The organism is Nostoc sp. FACHB-110 (assembly GCF_014697425.1).
GTDB lineage: Bacteria > Cyanobacteriota > Cyanobacteriia > Cyanobacteriales > Nostocaceae > Nostoc_B.
Genome location: NZ_JACJRU010000018.1, coordinates 79,816 through 98,763, shown reverse-complemented (window position 1 = coordinate 98,763; position 18,948 = coordinate 79,816). Strand labels below are relative to the sequence as shown.

16 protein-coding genes are annotated in these 18,948 nt (G+C 41.0%); 9 read left to right on the top strand and 7 right to left on the bottom strand.

Features of this window, described 5'->3' with window-relative positions; translation table 11 throughout:
* Positions 1-602: 602 nt before the first annotated feature.
* From H6G69_RS17810 to H6G69_RS17800, 3 genes are all read right to left on the bottom strand, one after another.
* Positions 603-1,388 carry a TatD family hydrolase gene (locus tag H6G69_RS17810; RefSeq protein WP_190689990.1) on the bottom strand — a complete coding sequence of 262 codons (786 nt, stop codon included), beginning with the start codon at positions 1,386-1,388 and terminating at the stop codon, positions 603-605.
* 144 nt (positions 1,389-1,532) lie between these two features.
* Positions 1,533-1,826, bottom strand: coding sequence for a 30S ribosomal protein S20 (rpsT, locus tag H6G69_RS17805; protein WP_190689987.1), 294 nt, complete (start codon positions 1,824-1,826; stop codon positions 1,533-1,535).
* 362 nt (positions 1,827-2,188) lie between these two features.
* Positions 2,189-2,329: a hypothetical protein gene (locus tag H6G69_RS17800; protein ID WP_190689984.1), complete on the bottom strand. Its 141-nt coding sequence runs from the start codon at positions 2,327-2,329 to the stop codon at positions 2,189-2,191.
* Positions 2,330-2,686: 357 nt separating this feature from the next.
* Between H6G69_RS17800 and hisD the strand changes: the two genes are divergently transcribed.
* From hisD to H6G69_RS17785, 3 genes are all read left to right on the top strand, one after another.
* Positions 2,687-3,988 (top strand): histidinol dehydrogenase, encoded by a 1,302-nt coding sequence (gene hisD / locus H6G69_RS17795; protein WP_190689981.1) that lies wholly within the window; start codon positions 2,687-2,689, stop codon positions 3,986-3,988.
* A 219-nt stretch (positions 3,989-4,207) separates the two neighbouring features.
* On the top strand, positions 4,208-4,633 hold the full coding sequence (locus H6G69_RS17790) for a universal stress protein (protein ID WP_190689978.1): 426 nt from the start codon (positions 4,208-4,210) through the stop codon (positions 4,631-4,633).
* Between the two features lie 27 nt (positions 4,634-4,660).
* Positions 4,661-5,248 (top strand): Uma2 family endonuclease, encoded by a 588-nt coding sequence (locus tag H6G69_RS17785; RefSeq protein WP_190689975.1) that lies wholly within the window; start codon positions 4,661-4,663, stop codon positions 5,246-5,248.
* 35 nt (positions 5,249-5,283) lie between these two features.
* Here H6G69_RS17785 and H6G69_RS17780 read toward each other — a convergent pair whose 3' ends face one another.
* Positions 5,284-5,673 (bottom strand): hypothetical protein, encoded by a 390-nt coding sequence (locus H6G69_RS17780; RefSeq protein WP_190690047.1) that lies wholly within the window; start codon positions 5,671-5,673, stop codon positions 5,284-5,286.
* Between the two features lie 173 nt (positions 5,674-5,846).
* Between H6G69_RS17780 and hslO the strand changes: the two genes are divergently transcribed.
* On the top strand, positions 5,847-6,752 hold the full coding sequence (gene hslO, locus H6G69_RS17775; RefSeq protein WP_190689972.1) for an Hsp33 family molecular chaperone HslO: 906 nt from the start codon (positions 5,847-5,849) through the stop codon (positions 6,750-6,752).
* Positions 6,753-6,907: 155 nt separating this feature from the next.
* Positions 6,908-8,974: a chromosome segregation ATPase gene (locus H6G69_RS17770; RefSeq protein WP_190689970.1), complete on the top strand. Its 2,067-nt coding sequence runs from the start codon at positions 6,908-6,910 to the stop codon at positions 8,972-8,974.
* A 192-nt stretch (positions 8,975-9,166) separates the two neighbouring features.
* On the opposite strand, the gene H6G69_RS17765 is transcribed toward H6G69_RS17770, so the two are convergent.
* The 3 genes from H6G69_RS17765 to H6G69_RS17755 all read right to left on the bottom strand — a co-directional run bounded on the left by H6G69_RS17765 (position 9,167) and on the right by H6G69_RS17755 (position 12,766).
* Complete coding sequence (locus H6G69_RS17765) at positions 9,167-10,081, bottom strand: hypothetical protein (protein ID WP_190689967.1); 915 nt, start codon at positions 10,079-10,081, stop codon at positions 9,167-9,169.
* 587 nt (positions 10,082-10,668) lie between these two features.
* Positions 10,669-11,148: a DUF2267 domain-containing protein gene (locus tag H6G69_RS17760; RefSeq protein ID WP_190689964.1), complete on the bottom strand. Its 480-nt coding sequence runs from the start codon at positions 11,146-11,148 to the stop codon at positions 10,669-10,671.
* Positions 11,149-11,353: 205 nt separating this feature from the next.
* On the bottom strand, positions 11,354-12,766 hold the full coding sequence (locus H6G69_RS17755) for a cell wall metabolism sensor histidine kinase WalK (protein ID WP_190689961.1): 1,413 nt from the start codon (positions 12,764-12,766) through the stop codon (positions 11,354-11,356).
* Between the two features lie 1,001 nt (positions 12,767-13,767).
* Here H6G69_RS17755 and H6G69_RS17750 point away from each other — a divergent pair.
* From H6G69_RS17750 to H6G69_RS17735, 4 genes are all read left to right on the top strand, one after another.
* Positions 13,768-16,491: an ELWxxDGT repeat protein gene (locus H6G69_RS17750; RefSeq protein WP_190689958.1), complete on the top strand. Its 2,724-nt coding sequence runs from the start codon at positions 13,768-13,770 to the stop codon at positions 16,489-16,491.
* A gap of 181 nt (positions 16,492-16,672) precedes the next feature.
* Entirely contained in the window at positions 16,673-17,260 is a 588-nt protein-coding gene (locus tag H6G69_RS17745; RefSeq protein WP_190689955.1) for a hypothetical protein, read from the top strand.
* Between the two features lie 115 nt (positions 17,261-17,375).
* The gene (locus H6G69_RS17740; protein WP_190689952.1) at positions 17,376-17,939 is read left to right on the top strand and encodes a hypothetical protein; all 564 of its coding nucleotides are present in this window, start codon (positions 17,376-17,378) and stop codon (positions 17,937-17,939) included.
* Positions 17,940-17,986: 47 nt separating this feature from the next.
* Positions 17,987-18,877, top strand: coding sequence for a molecular chaperone (locus H6G69_RS17735; protein ID WP_190689949.1), 891 nt, complete (start codon positions 17,987-17,989; stop codon positions 18,875-18,877).
* Positions 18,878-18,948 lie beyond the last annotated feature (71 nt).

The window sequence follows — 18,948 nt, the reverse complement described above, 5'->3', positions numbered from 1 at the left end:
TTTTTTTAATCTGCACAGGGTAATTTTGCCAAGGGGGGTAAGCGTCCTTGAAGACAGCTAATAGCTGTTATAAACCAGTCTTTAGCTTGATATCTCAACAACAGAGGGTTGAGATATTTCTGCATATGGTTTAGTTTCCTCACATCCCCTCCCAAAAGTGCGTCAAGGAGTTTACGCTGCTCAAAAATATGTATTTTTAAATACACTGTCTACGTTGACGATAAGTTAAAAAGATATTGATAATCAGCCTGAATTGGAAAAATTTGCATCAGATTGGCTTGATTTTGGTGGTTTATACTCACAAGACAATTACTTTTAACAGTTTTCTATAGGTTGAGTTCAAAGCAGGGTAGATTTTGCCAAAATTTTGGTTTATTTTTGGTTGCCCAGGTTAGTCATGTGTTTAGAGCATCCGTGTGTGGAGAGCGGAGGATGGTCAAGTTGATAACGATACAATGTCAATCTTAAAAATTTTTGGTTTCTTCCTTTATCATTATGACGCAAGCAAAATGTTTTGGAGGGAATAATATTATCATATTTTTATCCTCCTGATGTTCTATTGTTGTTAACACACCTGGCTACCTAACAAGTCTACTATTCTATTACACAGCTAATCCAAATAATTTACAGGCATTTTGCGTGGTTTGAATGGCGATCGCTTCTACTGTCTCTCCCCGCAACTCGGCTAATTTATCCGCTACATAACGAACATAAGCAGGCTCGTTGCGTTTTTCACCCCGTTTTGGCACAGGGGCAAGGAAGGGGCAGTCTGTTTCAATTAAGATGCGATCGCTACTTACCATCGCGGCTGAGGCGTGAATCTCTTTAGCGTTTTTGAATGTCACAGTCCCGCTAAAGCTAATATAAAAACCCAGGTCAAGGAACCATTGGGTTTCTTCTGGTGTTCCACCCCAGCAATGCATGACACCCCGTATTTTTCCCTCTGTCTTATCCTGCCATTTTTGCAGTATCTCCCTCACATCACTTGCCGCGTCCCGACAGTGAATAATTACTGGGAGATTGAGTTGGGCGGCGATTGCTAGTTGCGCTTCTAAAACCATGTGCTGCTGCTCATGGTTTTGGGCTTTGTAGTAGTCCAGTCCCATCTCGCCAATTGCTACCACTTTTGGTTCTGAACTTGCCAAGTATTGGATTTTTTCGGCTGTATCGCTTTGCCATTTTTCGGCATCTAAAGGATGCAGACCCACAGCAAAGCTCAGTTCAGGAAATTGGTGGGCTATTGTTTGAATGCTGGAAAACTCTGATGGTTCAACACAAGAATGGACTAGTCGTACCACTCCTGCTGCTTGCCACCGCGATCGCACTTGGGCTAAATCTGGCTGGAAATTATCAAAGTTTAGATGAACGTGAGTGTCAATCAGCTGCATTGTTTGTTTTTTGTCCTTTGTCCTTAGCCATTGGTCTTTTGCCCTGACTTATGACAAATCACTTTGAGGTTTTGCCAATTGCTCGTCTGGGCTACCCCCGACAAACTTGTCGCTGGCTGACCAATGACTAGTGACCAATGACCACTATGCTGTTTGTGTTAGTGGCTTAAGTCTGTGAGCTAATCTTGATTTTTTTCTAGCGCCATTGTTAGGATGCAGAACACCCCGTTTAACAGCTTTATCTATTTTGCTATAAGCTTCAGCCAACCGTTCGTCTACTTGCTGTTTGAGTTCGGGCGTAGGATTAGCCGCATAGGTTTCTACCACAGTCAAGTATTTTTTCATCAGCGTCTTAACAGCTGATTTATAAGCTTTATTACGCAGGCGGTTGCGTTCTGCGATTTTGGCGCGTTTGAGAGCAGACTTTGTATTCGCCACAGTCAATTCCAAAAAGACTATTAATATGTACACACACTACTAGATTTACTAATATAGCATCCCTAATGCCAATGTCAGATATTCCCAGAAAAATTTCTGGAAGGGGTCAACAACAGGGTGTAGGGAAGACAGCGTTGGAAGGAGCTTGAACTTCCACCAACGCTCGCGTCTTGAACAGACGGGGCTTGTTCGATAAAGGTTGTTGGGGCTGTCTTTTTACCCCACACCCCACACCCGCCCCAACGGGGCTTGGTCATTCTTAATTTTTCGCTTCTACCTCTACCCCCAAGTTGAGATTTATTTTTGATGCTGAACTGGGGAATTAAGCTAGAATGAAGTACCTCAATAAATTATTTATTTTCCTAACTAACTACCACCTGAATCAGCGGTGTGACAGCCAATGTTGCTTCCAAATCAGGATGTATTGTCAGTAGACAGTAAATATAAATAGTTAAGTCGTAGAGGTTTACTTGTAAATAATCGAGATATGGCTTTTGTAACATAATAGTCAATAAAGTTAGGAAAATTAAGTAAAAAATATACTCAGCTTCTAGCTCTTACTTATGCAGGGAAATATGAGGATGTGCAAGCAGACCAACCCTACATTAAAGTAAGGATCAGGAGTAAGGGTAGAGGGAATTGGCACGCCCACTCCCTGCCGAATGCCAAACCAGCAATTCGGACTGAGTTATCTTCTTCCTTGATAAAGTCACCCATGTGCTGGCAGCCTTGGAAGTATCAAAAAAATCCAGGTTAAGCTAGAGAGGAGAATCAAAGTACAACTCGCCATCCTTAGGGGTCAAGAGCCAGGCTGATTCTCAGACAGGAATAATCTAAAATTTTGGCATTTTCCTTACTCCATGCTGCGAATCATTACTCAGCAGGCAGACGTTAAAGCAGAACTACAGCGGATCTGCGATCGCACCCATGACGAACAGGTGGTTCACAAAGAAGCAACGGTGCGGGAAGTGTTGCAAGCGGTGAAGCGCCAAGGCGACAAAGCTGTGCTACATTACACAGCTGAATTTGATCACCAAACATTGAAGCCAGAAGAACTACGTGTTACGGGTTCGGAACTTGATGCAGCTTACCAACAAGTATCAAAAGAATTGCTGGCTGCAATTCGATTAGCTTGCCGTCAGATTGAAGCATTTCACCGCCAGCGAGTCCCCAAAAGTTGGGTAAATTTTGGGGAAGATGATGTAGTTTTGGGCAAACGCTACACCCCTGTAGACCGAGCCGGGATATATGTACCTGGTGGACGTGCGGCTTACCCCAGCACAGTACTGATGAATGCACTGCCGGCCAAGGTGGCTGGTGTACCCCGCATTGTGATGGTTACACCTCCTGGTGCAGGTAAAGCCATTAGCCCAGCGGTTTTAGTAGCCGCCCAAGAAGCAGGCTTGCAAGAAATCTATCGAGTTGGTGGCGCACAAGCAATCGCCGCTTTAGCTTACGGTACAGAAACAATTCCCAAAGTAAACATCATTACCGGGCCGGGCAACATTTATGTCACCTTAGCAAAAAAACTTGTCTATGGAACCGTAGGCATTGATATGCTAGCAGGGCCTAGCGAAGTATTAATTATTGCTGATGAATTTGCTAATCCTGTTCATGTGGCGGCTGATATGCTAGCTCAAGCCGAACATGATCCAATGGCGGCGGCAATTTTGCTAACCACTGATACTGCTTTGGCAAAAAATGTCCAAGTCGCAGTCGAAAGACAATTAGTTGATCATCCCCGCCGGATAGACACAGAAAAAGCTTTGGCACATTACGGTTTAATTGTGCTGGTAGAATCTCAAGAAGCTGCTGCCGAACTCTCCAATGAATTTGCCCCAGAACATTTGGAATTAGAAGTCAAAGACCCTTGGGCGATTTTGCCGCAAATTCGCCACGCTGGAGCAATATTTTTAGGTTACTCAACACCAGAAGCTGTCGGTGATTATTTAGCAGGGCCTAACCACACACTACCTACTTCGGGTGCAGCTCGTTATGCTTCCGCATTAGGTGTAGAAACTTTCCTCAAACACTCTAGTATTATTCAATACTCACCAACTGCCTTGCAAAAAGTGGCTGGTGCAATTGATTTACTAGCAAATACTGAAGGCTTACCTTCTCATGGAGATTCAGTCCGAAGACGAATTCAGCAAGATGAGTGATGGGCAAAGCTTAATTTTTTCCGATACTTTTAGCAAATGTCGCTGGTTGGCTTCAAACTTAAAGTTTAAACAGCGATCGCACAAATGCGATTTGCTGTCGCGGAGTATAACTAAGTCTAGATAAACTAAATTTGCCCTAAGAAAAATTATTGGTGTCAAAACCATTAGCTTTTGTAAGGCGTTTAGTTTCAGGGGTCTACTTTTGAGGAGACAAGGGCAGTGCTAAAAAACATTTTGGTAGCTCTGGATGGGTCGGAAATGGCAGAACGGGTAATTCAGGTTTTAGATGACTTGGCATTGTCATCAGAAACCAAGATATTTCTTTGTCATGTTTTCCCCACACCAGATTTAGAGTTGGAGCTACCAGCAGACCGCCCTCACCCCGAATCACCAACTTTGTCTTATTTTCAAATTGAAAAACAGCTGCAATCTTATCAAGAAAAATTATCTGTTCATAGCGCAGTTGAATTAGTCACTGGCGAACCTGCGGATGAAATTATTCGCCTGGCTAATATTTATAAAGCTGATTTAATTATTATTGGTAGTCGCGGTCTAACGGGAATGAAGCGCATTGTCCAGGGTTCTGTTAGCAGTCAAGTGGTTGAAGAAGCTAATTGTTCAGTTTTGGTTGTCAAGGCAAAGTAGAAATTAAAAACCATCGCAAAAGAAGTTATGACTACAACCACCCCAAAACTCACTTTTGCCGAATATTTAAAATACAGTGATGGCACTGATACTCGTTATGAACTCGTCAATGGAGAACTAATTCCCATGAGTTTGGGAAGTGGGCAGCATGGTGCAGTGGTCGCCTTTGTTTATCATCGTTTTCGTGATGAAATTCTCAGACTCAAATTAGACTGGACTGTGAAACAAATGGCTATTGGTGTTCGGTCTCCTCGTGCTGGTAAATGGGATACATCAAGAATTCCCGATGTAGTTGTAGTTCCGTTGTCTCAATGGCAAGAATTGAGAAACCGAGAAGCAGTGATTGAAGTTAATGAGCCACCGCCTTTGTTAGTGGTAGAAGTAGTTAGTGAATCAACAAAAACAGTAGATTATCGAGCCAAGCGAGTTGAGTATAATGCTCTGAATATTCCAGAGTATTGGATTGTTGATCCATTAACAAACAAAGTGACTGTTTTGACATTGATTGAAGAATTATACGAACCAGCAGAGTTTGTTGGTGTAGAAAGGATTTTATCTACTACTTTCCCAGAATTAGAATTAACAGTTGAGCAAGTATTAACTGCTGAAGATTAAGCCCGTTTTATTTTGGCTTCTCTAGCTTCGTCACTTTACTTTTTGCCTGACTGCAATAAAAACTGCCGTAAACTTAACAAACTCAGGGTTTGACCTAAATTCAGGGGTAACAGCGAAATTCCTTCTAAGCGAGACTGTACCCAACCTTCGCCCCAATACCATTCATGAAAACCATCAATACCGCCACTCAGCAGTAAGCGCAGGCAATTAGATTTGGCTACATCTACTTGATGATGAATGGAAACTGGGCCAGTCCAACTTGTAAACTGAAATCCTTGATAGATTTCTTCTGGCATTCCTGGGGCGAAGCGTTGTCCTAAGAGCCATTTTTCTAGTTGTGCAGGACGCAGTAAGCTGTCAGCGATGGTACTAGCTGATGCTTCTACTTCTATTCGTAGTTGGCTTTGTTGATAATTACCGAACATTTTTTGCAGAATTTTAGGGAATAAACAAGTCAAACAATACTTGGATGTGAGATGGAACCGTCCACAATCTAAAATTGGGAATGCGATCGCCAATCCTCCTATCCTCACTTTAAATCGCAAATCAGAACTTAGAATAGAAAATACGTACTTGTTAAGAAATGTAAGGTTTTTTCATGGCGGATCAGTTAATTCGCGCTACAGCAGCCGAAGGTGGGATTCGTGCTGTGGGTGTCATCACTACGCGCTTGACAGAAGAAGCTCGGCAACGTCACAAGCTTTCCTATGTGGCCACAGCGGCACTGGGAAGAACAATGGCCGCAGGCTTGTTAATGGCTTCTAGTATGAAGCGTCCTGGTTCTAGGGTAAATGTTCGGGTTAAAGGCGATGGGCCTTTGAATGGTATATTAGTAGATGCAGGTTTGGATGGGACAGTTAGAGGTTATGTAGGCAACCCAACTGTAGAATTACCTCCAAATGCTAAAGGCAAACTTGATGTCGGTGGTGCAGTAGGCAGTGGCTACCTCTACGTTGTCCGAGATATCGGTTATGGCTACCCTTACTCTAGTACTGTAGAACTTGTTTCCGGTGAAATTGGCGATGATGTAGCTCATTATCTACTTAATTCAGAACAAACACCTTCAGCATTGGTTCTAGGAGTTTTCGTCGGTGCATCGGGAGTCACCGCAGCCGGAGGGTTGTTAGTACAAGTTTTACCCAAAGCTGCAACAGATGAAGCCTTAGTGGCAACTCTAGAATCGCGGGTGGGTGCTTTATCAGGATTTACCCCATTGTTACAAGCGGGTAAAACACTACCAGAAATTTTTAACGATTTGCTGGGTGATATGGGACTAAGCATATTTCCCGAAACCCAGATGTTACGCTTTCATTGCGGTTGCTCTTTTGATCGGGTGCTAGGCGCGCTGAAAATTTTAGGAGAGGCCGAACTGCAAGATATGATTGTTAAAGATGATGGGGCTGAAGCTACTTGTGATTTTTGTGGCAGTGTTTACCAAGCAAGTAGCGACCAATTAGCACAGTTAATTGTTGATTTACAAGCAGAATCTTCAGTTTCACAATAAAGTATAAAATAACACTGACTTTCCTAAAGATTAAAGATATACCAGGAGAAAAATGATGGAAATAGTAGCTTTTTATGAATGGGAAAGCTACTATGGCAACAACGAAATTATTGACATAGAACCGATCGCTATTTAATAAATTTTTGGTGTGAGAGATGACAGAGCGGGATATTCCAAACAGTTGGTCTCCAGGCAGGGCCAGAGAGCCAGATCGCACGAACCAAACACCGCATTTCGGTGAAAATCAAGCATTTGGCATCCCAGCTACTGGTTCTACATCTAATTCCGTGAAACAACAAACAGAAAGTAACTCCGACGGCTTACCGTTAATTGACCATCACTCAGCAGATAGCACTTCACCCAGCAAACGTTCAAAACCTTTGCCACGCTGGATGAAAAGTTGGCTGTTATGGTCAATATTGTTAGCGTTGATTCCTGGCAGTGTCGGGTTTTTAGCAATGGCAATGCTGTTAAAGTTGCCAGCTGCCCCTAATTGTCCATCAATTTTTTGGCCGTTAGCGAGCGCCTCGGTGCGCCTGCACTGCGCGCAGTTAGCCGCTTCTAAACAGACGGTTAATGATTTATTACAAGCGATCGCTCTGGTTAAACAACTACCACAAAATCATCCCCTGCGCGGTGAAATTGATCGGCTGGTTGAGCAATGGTCGCGGGACATCTTAGATTTAGCCGATAAAAGTTTTCAATCTGGCAATTTAGAAGAAGCGATCGCCACAGCTGAGAAAATACCAGAAGACCTACCAGCCTATCAGTTAGTAGACGCAAAAATTACTAAATGGCAATCTATCTGGGCTAAAGCAGAAGATATTTATAAAACTGTAGAACAACAATTGCAGCAAAGGCGGTGGCAATCAGCTTCCATGCTAGCTGCAAAATTATTGCGTGTAGATAATCAATATTGGTCAACTACTAAATATGACCAACTCAACCGCTTAATTGTATCAGTGCGGGAAGATGGCGATAAATTAGATAAAGCTGACAGTTTAGGCAAAACTAAAGTAGTAGATAACTTATTAGAAGCAATTAAAATTGCCCAATCAATAGGACAAGACAGTTATTTTTATCAAAAAGCCCAGGAGTCAATTCCTTTATTTGGTAAGAAAATGCTGGATTTAGCCCAGGCTAAATTAGAGGCGCGGGATGCAGATACAGCCTTAGATATAGCGAGGCAAATTCCCGATGAGACAAAATTACAAGCGGAAGTTGAAGACTTTATTGCTTTAGCAGACGCACAAAGAAGTGCTTGGCTAGGTACAGTTGCTAGTTTAGAAACAGCGATCGCTCAAGCACAAACCATTGAACCATCACGGTCAAACTATAATAAAGCACAACAGTTAATTGCCCGTTGGCAACTAGAGATTGAAGATGTTTCCCGCCTAGAAAAAGCGAGAACTTTAGCTAGCCAAGGGACAATTAACGATTTAGCCGCAGCAATTACTGAAGCCCAGCAGATACCTAGTGATAATCCCCGTGGTTCGGAAGCTAGAGAAGAAGTAGGACGTTGGCAGGCCCAAGTCGAAACAATTGAAGATAGACCTTACTTAGAACGAGCCGAACAACTCGCATTTATTGAAGATATCAATTCTTTGCAGGCTGCGATCGCTGAAGCTAGCCAAATCCGGCGGGGTCGAGCATTATATCCTGAAGCTCGCAGAAAAATTAATAACTGGACAGCCAAAGTACAACGCATCCAAGACCAACCCTACTTAGACCGGGCGCGAGATTTAGCCCAAACCGGCGACTTAGCAGCAGCTATTAACGCCGCCCAAACAATTGCATCTTCAGGAAGATCGCTTTCCGGTGAAGCCCAAGCCGCTATTGATGATTGGCAAGGACAAATCCGCGCCCGAGAAAATTGGAAGAAAGCGCGAGAAGTAGCAGCAGTTGGGACACCGGATGCTTTAGTTGAAGCTATCCGTTTAGCCGATAAAGTACCTAGTAGAAGTATCCTTCGCTTAGATGCTAATGTCGGCATTGACCAATGGAGTCAACAATTACTTGATCTTGCCCGTTCTCAAAGTAATACCAATCTCAATCAAGCAATTCAAACTGCTCAGTTAATCCCTAGAGGTACTAGTGCTTACAATACTGCCCAAGATCAAATTAGAACTTGGCAGCAATTCTTAAATCCGCAACCAGAACCTCAGCCGGAAATTCAGCTACCTCAACCATCACCACCTCCAGCAGAGGGGACTAATTTATAAGATGAGGAATAGGGAATGGGGAGTAGGAAATGCAGCAGAGGAAAAATTCTTTCTTGTATAGCTGTTACATATTTAATTTACATCAAATGGGCGGACAAGATGTCCAGCCCACAAGAGTTTGATGTAATTGCAATATGCAAAATAGATGTTTTTTAGCTGACTACGAATTTTTTTCCCTACTCCCTAAATCAGCTAGTTCAAGAACACTGAACCATTTGGTTGAATTCTCATTGCTTTTGTGTCTTGAGCTACGTCTGTAGCTTCATTCAATCTGACTTCTAACATTCCTGCTTGTTCCGAAGCAGCCTGAGGAGTTACAGTTAATAGTCCACCATCTTGTCGTTCAAATGTCACCGTAACTGGTGCGCTGATACCTTGCAGCATCACACTTGATTTACCTTGAAGAGTGCGTGGTGCAGTGTCGCCAATGACTTGATAAGTGACTGTAGCGGCAGTATCATTCACCAAATTAATGTTAACTTGACCGTTATTCAGCGCGATCGTTGCACTAGGAGCTTGTAACTGCGATGGTGTAGGTGTTAGTGCTGTACTTCCATCTTGATTGGTGGTTTCCCCTTGAGACGGTAGGGTTGATTGATTTGTAGAACTTTGTGGACTTACTGTTGCACCTTGGTTGTAATTTTGTCTTCCTTGGGAGAAAGCGTTGGGTGGACATCCTTGAGGTACAGGATTTCTAGAGTTGAAAGGTTCTTGATAATAAATTTGAGGGCAAGGATTAACTTGTCCAGAATTAGTATTAGCTCTTGGTGTTTCTCCACCTACACCTAAGCCTGTTTGATATGGTGTGGTTGTAGTTGTGCTAGGGTATGGAGTTTGAGCGCGGGCTGTAGAAAGAAGCCCTTGGTTAGCTAATCTTTGAGTTAGCGCATTGGGAGGACAACCTTCAGGTACTACAACTCGATTGTTATGGGGTTCTTCATAAAAAATACTAGGACAAGGATTTACATTAGGAGTAGATTGCCTGTTTGTTGTAGGATTCGGTTGCTGTGCGACTGCTGTTTGAGAAATTGCAGGCACACTAATCAATAGTCCTCCACACATAACACTAAAAATCTGAGCATACTTGCGTAATTTTTGAGAATTCATATTTACCTCCAGTTAATATTGAATATGGCTTGAATTCAATTACAGTGATTTTGATAGATAGCAGTCCGTACAGGTATTACCTTGTTATTGGCAGTAAAAACAAGTAGTTGAAAAATTTAATAGGATTGCTATATTTAGCACTGGCATATTCCTGAACCGCGTTCTTGATAGCCAAGATTTTTAATGAAATTTTCTTGGTTTTTACTTACAGGATGTTGTCATTAAAATTGCATAATAGAAGTCTCTTATCTAGCAAAGATATCTAAAATCTCACTGAGTATTTACATATAATTATTTTGCTTGCTCCCAATTAATTGATATTAATTAATTTAGCTGGTAAACTATTTTTTTAAATCTAACTTTAGGATTGAAAATAGTAAAATTTAATTTATTCCTAGAGTTAGAAGACAAAGTAATTTTAATTATTATTTATAGAGTGTATAACTCATATTTTTTATTTATTTTTACCTGTTTTCACTCTCTACAAATAGTTTATGAATCCAACTTAATTTATATAAAAGAGTTATGAATTGATAGTGCGTGACAATCCATAACCCCAGCAATTGAAAGATAAGTATGAAATGGCTTTAGGCTTCTTCCCAAAGTTGACTAACTCTATCTGGTAGCCAGCTAGCAATTTCTTCAATTCTTTCTGGTGATAGTTCATCTTTAGTAGCTGAAAAAACCGCTTTTACTACCTGTTCGCGGTCTACATTTGGTGGCATTGTGCCTTCATTAGCGACACGAAATAAAAAGCGATCGCTATCAATTTTAAAAATACCAGGGCCTTGCCAAGGTGGACGAACTCGGCTTAAAAAACTCACAATTGGATTTGTATCATGCCAAAGTTCGGCAATTTCTAATTGCAAAGATTTGTCTTCGGTTTCTTCTGCTGGTTTGTGCAATTCTGCTTCCACATGATCAGCCGCTTCAGTAGTCATGAGGTCGCGCATCACGCGAAATACTACTTCTGTAATATCTCTAGCATCATAAAGGTCAGCTAAACCGCTTTTTTGTTTGACCTTTTCTAGAAAAGGCAGATTTTTCTCTGCAATGGGAGTGGGCATTTAATCTCCTCCAATGATTTATTTTATTTGTATTTAACCAACACAAAACTAGCAGTTTCTCTATCTACCTCAGCTAGCTCTAGAAGTAGATATTGAACTGTTGTTAGTTCAATCTGGGTTTTAAATATGCAAGCTTTCTTATCTAAGTTAGTAATTAAGCTATTAGCTATTCATCTGTCACAAGAAACAAATGCCATCCAGAAATTTAAGACTCAAGAGTTACTGGTAAAGTCACCATAAAAGTAGTACCTTTGCCAATTGTGCTGTCTACTTGAATTTGACCTTGGTGATGTTCGACAATAGCTTGAGCGATCGCTAGTCCTAATCCTGAACCAGTAGCATTATCTGTGGCACTATTTTGACTCTTTTTATGAGTACGCGCCGGATCTACTCGATAAAACCGATCAAACAAACGTGGTAATGCTTCTGAAGGAATACCCATCCCTGTATCGCTGACTTTAATTTGCAATTGAGTCGTACTGCTCCGAAGTCTCGACACACGATTACTTGCTTCTAAGCGTGTTAATTCTACATTTACCTTGCCACCAGTCGGCGTATACTGCAAAGCATTACTAATTAAATTTGTCAATAGTCTTACAAGTTGATCCCAATTGCCAACTAAGGTGAACCAATTTTCTAGCAATTCAGGGCTAGTGTCATCATTTGGAGGATCAATTAATTCCAAATTTAAATCAATACCTTTTTCGTTAGCTAAAAGTTGCTGTTCTTCGACAACTTCCATCAGCAACGCATCCAAGGGACATTGTGAAAAATTATCTTTGCTAGCACCACTATCTTGGCGTGCTAAAAACAGTAAATCGTTGACTAACTTACCTAAACGTTGCGTGAGTCGTTCTACCACTTTTAATTGCTGACGATAATTAGCAGCTGTATTCGGTTCTATTTCTACTAACTCCAACTCACTCAAAGCAACTTGCACATTAGTTTGAATCAAAGTAATAGGACTTCTCAATTCATGAGAAGCATCAGCAGTGAATTGCTTGAGACGTTGATAAGACTCACCCACTGGTTCCATTGCTTTACCAGAAAGAAACCAACCACTAGCCGCCACCGAAAGTAACATTAACCAAATACCCAATGCTAAATCTAAAATTAGCTGGCGACTGGGTTTAGTAACTTCAAACCAAGGATGACTTACACGCAGATATCCCAATACTTGCCTTCCAAATTCTACGCGCTGGGTGATTTGACGCAAAGATAATTCTGATTCTCCCCACTGGTCTTGTTTAGCTACGCGGACTGTTTCACCACTATGATTACCGTGAATGGGGATATTGAGAGGTTCTGATAATGTTGACCAAAGTAATTGCCCTGTCGGACTAAACCATTCCAAATCGATGTGGTCATCATCTACATTATTGGCATTGTTGCGAAAACTGGCTTCTACATTAATGCGGAGTTTGTCGGTTTTGTCATTTACTGGCTCAATGACCAGCGATCGCTCGACAATTTCCACCACATGATTGAGGGTATCATCAATCCGCTCAACTAACGTACTGCGAACATATAAATATACACCACTGGCAAAAAGTAGTAATAAAACAGCAGTAACAGCAGTGTACCAAATAGCAAGACGACGACGCGTAGCTTGAAACATATTGCAAAGCAGAAAAACTTACTAAAAATTCTGTTGCAGTATCAAATCCTCAACAAACAGCTTTGATTGTATAAATCTGAATGTAACGATTTTATACATTTATTTAAATTACAATGAATAGTCCCACTTAGTTGGGAACTAATAGAAAACAAATTAAGTAGGCAGACACAAATAAACTTAAATGACTTAACTTAAACCCAAAATAGCTAACAACCTCTTCCCTCTGGCCACCCGCTTTGATCTAATTACAATTATTGATGTCCATCTACTTAACTAATGACCTGAGATGTAAAGACCTTGTTAACAAAGTGCGATCGCCCACCGACTACCGATTAATATTGGCTGTGAACAGATGAATATTTTTTACTTGCCAGTCCTCTTGTCAGACCTAACAGCATACTTGCTTATTCAAAAATTAATATCTTACACTGCTTTAGCGATCGCCCAATTACCAGAGAGTACATAGCATTGGGATTGAGATTTATATACTAAAACCTAGATAATTAATACTTACATATTTTATTACTTTTAATATAGATTTTAAGTACTTTCACGGAAGCTAGTTACTTTCTATAAAAGTTAAATTCTATTTGCAGTATATTCAGAAGAACAAACTAGAAAAAAATCAAATTTCACAGAGCATAAATAACACGCAATTACTTGATCAGGGATTCTGTAACTTATTCATACAATTAGTCAATTCTTGTTAAGACTGAGGCAGACTCTAAGATTTTTTTGGGTTGATTTGGGACTTGGCGGTTCTATCAATTAGAATTTTTGGTGATTTTTGGATGATTCCTGCCTGTCAAGAATTCGAGCAGTTATGAAAACCTTTTTATTAGTGCATAAATAATACTCATTTTGCAACTGATAGCTTCATAAAATCAATTAGCGCGTTCATCGGCAATAACAAGAAATTGTGACTGATTATTTACATATTTTTTAAATTCCCATCAGTAATTTGCCATTTTCATCATCGCTGAAGTTTTAGTTTAAAAACTATGCCATCACCTTATTCAGGATTTCCAGATCCAGGAAGTAGCAGAAGTACAGCTTTAGATACTACATCTGCATCGTATATTAATGGCTCTCTCAGCAGCACCCCAAACATTTTTCAGGACTCTGTTAGCAGTACTGATACGAGTGATTTTTTCAAATTTCGTATTGGTGCTAGTAGCAGCGATCCTGCTAGTGTAGTTAGGTTGAACTTATATGGCTTAACTGATAACGCAATTTTAACACTTTATGACGAACTTGGTAATACGCTTCAAACTTCCAACTCTAGTGGTACAACACCAGAATTAATCACGCGTAGTCTTAATTCAGGTATTTACTACGCTCGTGTTGGCTCTGTTAGTGGTACTAGCACTAGTTATAATCTGAGTTTTTCAGCTAATCAAATTACTGCAAATAGAGCTAGTGACGACCAAATAGCACAAGCATTTAGTATTGGCACTTTAACTAACTACTCCACGACTGACTATGTTGGCAATAGAGGTGTAATTATTGATAGCAATGATTACTACTCATTTAGTGTCAATGGTAATGGCACATTCAGCTTGAATCTCAATAATCTAGATGGTGATGCCAATGTTGAATTGCTCAATAGTTCAGGCACAAAAATTACCGATTCTCTTCAACTAGATATTACTCCAGATTCGATTAGTACTAGTCTTGCTAGTGGTACTTACTACGTTCGAGTGTTTCCTGGTACAACAACAAGTTCAACTAATTACAACTTACAACTTGCCTTTAATCCAGACCCCGCAGATAACGCAGGAAACACTCTGGCGCAGGCTCTTAACATCAACACTTTAACCTCCACACCTGCAAGGTTTACAGACTATGTAAATAGTGTTGATACTCAAGATTATTACCGCTTCGATTTAACATCCAGCGCCCTTATTGACCTGAGCTTAACACCTGCAACCGGAAACGCAGATGTCCAGCTACTTAACAGTAGTGGCAGTTCAATAGTTAATTCTATTTTGACAGGTACTACTACAGATACTATCCGACGCAGCTTGAATGCAGGTACATACTATATATATGTATATCCTGCTTCTGGAGCCGCCACCAACTACGAACTTAGCGTTTCTGCTTCAGCTATTGGCCCAGACATCGCACCAAACACACGAGCCACTGCTAAAAATATTGGTACACTCAATAGTCTTCAGACTTTTAACGATTTTGTTGGCAATATCGACACTACCGACTTTTACAGTTTTAACGTTACCAATAGAAGTACTTTCAGTCTTACCCTCAGTGGACTCTCTGATAATGCCGATGTAGATTTGTACAACAGTGCTGGCACTATAGTGCAAAGTGCTTCCCAGACAGGAAATGCTAGCGAGAATATTAACACCACTTTGCTAGCTGGTACTTATTATCTTCGTGTTAGAGCCATTAACACGGCTGAGACTTTCTACAATTTGAGTTTATCTGCCGAAATTCAAAGCCAGATGCTGGAAATTGCATCTGGTGTAGCTAGTTCCAACCCGACAAATTTAACGGCTTTGGGTAACACGTTGTACTTTACTGGCAATGATGGTGTTAGTGGTATCCAACTGTGGAAGAGTGATGGCACAGTAGCAGGTACAACCAGAGTCACTAATATTAATCCTGGTAACTTTAACCCAAATAATTTAACAGTTTTTGGTAATAAGTTACTCTTTAGTGCCAATGATGGTGTCAACGGTAGAGAACTATGGGTTTACAATGGCACTACAGCCACACCAGTAAGTAATATCAATCCTGGCTCTGCTAATTCTGATCCTGACAATTTTACAGTACTCAATAACAAAGTTTTCTTCAGTGCGAATAATGGTACTAATGGCAATGAACTGTGGGTTTATGATGGCACAACAGTCAGTCTAGTTAAAGATATTAATTCAGGTTCCGCAAATTCAAACCCCAGTAATTTCATTGCCTTTAACAACCAACTTTATTTCACTGCCAATGATGGTGCTAACGGTGTTGAATTGTGGACAAGCAATGGCACAGCCGCCGGCACAACTCTTGTTAAAGACATTAGAGGTGGCGGTGCAAGCTCCGATCCCAGCCAACTGACCATTTTTAATAACAACCTCTACTTCACTGCCAATGATGGTACGAATGGCATTGAATTATGGAAGAGTGACGGTACAGCAGGCGGAACAACCCTTGTACAAAACATTACTCCAGGTTCAAGTGGTTTTGGCCCAAGCGAACTGACAGTTGCAGGTACTACCTTATATTTTGTTACAGATAGTAATAGTAACTTCCAGCAGGAACTCTGGAAGATTGATAGTAATGGCGTAGGTAGGGTGAAGAGTGACCTAAATGTAGCACCAAATATTGGTTTTGGGCCACTTGGTATGACTGCTGTGGGTAATATTATTTACTTCACAACTTACGACAGCAGCACAGGACTAGAACTATGGAAGAGTGATGGCACTGATGCCGGGACAGTTCTAGTTAAAGATATTTGGTCTGGTGCAGACCCAAATAACAGTATTCCCGATAGTCTCGTTAATTTCAATGGCACGCTCTATTTTGTAGCTTCTGAACCTACAAATGGTAGAGAAATATGGATCAGTGACGGCACAGCCTCAGGTACGCGTAGGTTAAGCAACATTAACTCTGGAAGCGGAGATGCTAACCCTGCCCATCTGACTGCCGTTGGTACGCAACTGTTCTTTACAGCCACTAACGGGACAAATGGAACAGAATTGTGGGTTTTATAAAAGGAGGTGATGTTTACAGGGTTTTAAGTAATTACCGTATATCTCAAACAACTCTCGAAATATAGGGAAATCAACCTGAAACACTAATTCACAAAAATAAGGTTGGATACCCAAATGTCAAAGCAGGGAAATTCACAAGTAACTAAGTTAACTCAAATACAGTGAGGAGCAAATTTTAATCATGAAAAATAACGTCCTAGCCATTATTGTTGCTGCTGGTACTGCCGTTGTCGGTAGCTCTTTGTTTTCAGCACCAGCTCACGCGCAGTTATCAACTAACCAAGATGTGAATGTTCAAATTACTGTGCCAGAAGTTCTCTACTTAAGAACTTTTGGAACAATTTCTTTGGCTATTACTGGAGATGATTTAGTAGGAACGCCAGGAACAATAGTAAGTGGAGTTGGAAAAGATAACAGTGGTGGTGCCACGACAACTGGGGCTGTCACTGACACGATTGATACAACCTCTCCATTCGCAAGTGTGAGCAGTATCACAAAAACAGTGCCTGAGTTATTCGCAGTGTGGTCTAACAATCCTAATGGTGGTGTTAATGTCACATTGTCAGCCACTACCGCTACGCTTAATGGCCCTAGTGGTGCAAGTGCAAGTATTTTAACTGTCAATAAAATTGGTACTGATCCAACTACTGCGCCTGGTTTAGTTACACCTTATGTTGGTGGTGCAGATATAGAGTTTGACTTGACTCAAGCCAATGCAGTTGGTAATTACACTGGAGGTGTTATTAACGTTCAAGCAGTAGCTCCGTAGCTCAAAATTACTGTGTAGGCATCTTGCCTGCTGTCATATTCAGCTCAGGCGGATGCCTTTCTCACTACAAGAGAACAGTGTATATTAGCCAGAATTTTGAGAAAGATGCGGTCAAATGGTCAGCAATCAGGCAAATAGCCCCCAACATCATCTTAAATATTGCTTGGGTATGCTAGTGGCACTTCTGGTTTGGCCACAGCCCCAAGCAATGGCTCAATCTTTACAATTGAAAGAGCCAACACAAATTTATCAGCTTTCAACGCCACAACAAGTGGTCGTTCCTCCCCAACAGCTAGGGGAAATTGTACCTGCTCCCGTCAGTGAAACGGTGACAAGCCAGCAAAGCTTACTAGCTAGTCCTCAGCTTAATACGCTAATTACCCGCGAATTACCAGGACTTTGGCAAATGCGGGTTCCTTTAGACCAAGTGGGTTCGCTGTATGCCACTTATGAAATTAAATCAGTGAATGGACAAAACAATCGCTTTAACAGCGATGAACGTTTTGAACAGACAATGCGCGTTGTTGTTGAACCGTTACCGATTATCGAAATCTCCCGCGATGAAAGCACTAATACAGCTTTAGTTCAGGGGGGTGTGCGCTTGCAATTTGATTTGGCAAATACAGAAATTGCAGGTGGATACGGTGGGGTTTTAACCGTAACAGTAAATCGACGTTAGAAATACTCCCTTCAACAGGAGTACATAAAGGTGAGAAATTGATTGCAATGTTTCGTAAAGCCACAACTTTAGCCTTAAGTTTAATCGGGGCATTTGCTTTAGTTATACCCAGTGCCAACGCTATCAGTCTTGGTGTTAGTCCATCCCGAATGGAAGTCAAAATTAGTCGTAAAACGGGTACACAAGTAATTCGCGTCCTCAATTTGTCTTCTGAACCTGTCGAACTCAAAGCTTATGTGCAGACTTGGAAGATGGATGAAAACAACAAACTTTTGGAGGTTCCCCCTACAGAAGATTCGTTAGATCAGTGGGTTGTTTTTTCTCCATCTCAATTTACTATTCCTGGGCGCAGCACTCAAACTGTACGTTTTGCTATTCGTCCTAAAGTGCAACCTCAACCTGGTGAACACCGGGCTGTGATTTATTTTCAAGAAGTTCCTGCAACTAATCAGAAAGTGAGCAATGTGCGCTCAGTAGGACGTATAGGTGTTGTTGTCTATGCCTATGTTGGAGACATTAAACGAGTTGGTGTACTTAATTCCATTTCTGTAGACACTAAACCAAATAATGTCACAGCCTTATTTGATATTTCCAGTCAAGGTAATGGTTATGTCCGCTTAAAAGGTCAATATGCTATTTGGCCTGCTTCTAAATATCCAGGAGCCAATGCGACAAAACCCATAGAAAACTTAGACAAACCCGGAAAAAAACTGCCAGAAAATTTATTAGATGCGGGAACTTTACCCTTATTACCCGTGCTACCAAATACTCGTCGTCGTTTGCAATTACCAATTACTCAAAAATTAGTACCTGGAAAATACATCTTAGATGTTAATGGTGAGTTAAATGGAATAAAAATAGATCAAGGTATTCCCTTCATTGTTCCCGAAGCTACTGCCACTTCTCAAAATCCGAGAAATTCTGTTGAGAAAAAATAGCTTCCTCACATCTTGCAGCAGAATTTCAAATGTCTGGAAGTCTAAGTCTAACATCTCCAGTCTGTGCAGAA

Coding starts and splice junctions, on each gene's coding strand:
- H6G69_RS17750 (WP_190689958.1), top strand. CDS start 13,768: ATGCCATCACCTTATTCAGGATTTCCAGATCCAGGAAGTAGCAGAAGT.
- H6G69_RS17800 (WP_190689984.1), bottom strand. CDS start 2,329: ATGTTACAAAAGCCATATCTCGATTATTTACAAGTAAACCTCTACGAC.
- H6G69_RS17755 (WP_190689961.1), bottom strand. CDS start 12,766: ATGTTTCAAGCTACGCGTCGTCGTCTTGCTATTTGGTACACTGCTGTT.
- H6G69_RS17760 (WP_190689964.1), bottom strand. CDS start 11,148: ATGCCCACTCCCATTGCAGAGAAAAATCTGCCTTTTCTAGAAAAGGTC.
- H6G69_RS17770 (WP_190689970.1), top strand. CDS start 6,908: ATGACAGAGCGGGATATTCCAAACAGTTGGTCTCCAGGCAGGGCCAGA.
- H6G69_RS17785 (WP_190689975.1), top strand. CDS start 4,661: ATGACTACAACCACCCCAAAACTCACTTTTGCCGAATATTTAAAATAC.
- H6G69_RS17810 (WP_190689990.1), bottom strand. CDS start 1,388: ATGCAGCTGATTGACACTCACGTTCATCTAAACTTTGATAATTTCCAG.
- H6G69_RS17745 (WP_190689955.1), top strand. CDS start 16,673: ATGAAAAATAACGTCCTAGCCATTATTGTTGCTGCTGGTACTGCCGTT.
- H6G69_RS17740 (WP_190689952.1), top strand. CDS start 17,376: ATGGTCAGCAATCAGGCAAATAGCCCCCAACATCATCTTAAATATTGC.
- H6G69_RS17765 (WP_190689967.1), bottom strand. CDS start 10,081: ATGAATTCTCAAAAATTACGCAAGTATGCTCAGATTTTTAGTGTTATG.
- H6G69_RS17780 (WP_190690047.1), bottom strand. CDS start 5,673: ATGTTCGGTAATTATCAACAAAGCCAACTACGAATAGAAGTAGAAGCA.
- hslO (WP_190689972.1), top strand. CDS start 5,847: ATGGCGGATCAGTTAATTCGCGCTACAGCAGCCGAAGGTGGGATTCGT.
- hisD (WP_190689981.1), top strand. CDS start 2,687: ATGCTGCGAATCATTACTCAGCAGGCAGACGTTAAAGCAGAACTACAG.
- H6G69_RS17735 (WP_190689949.1), top strand. CDS start 17,987: ATGTTTCGTAAAGCCACAACTTTAGCCTTAAGTTTAATCGGGGCATTT.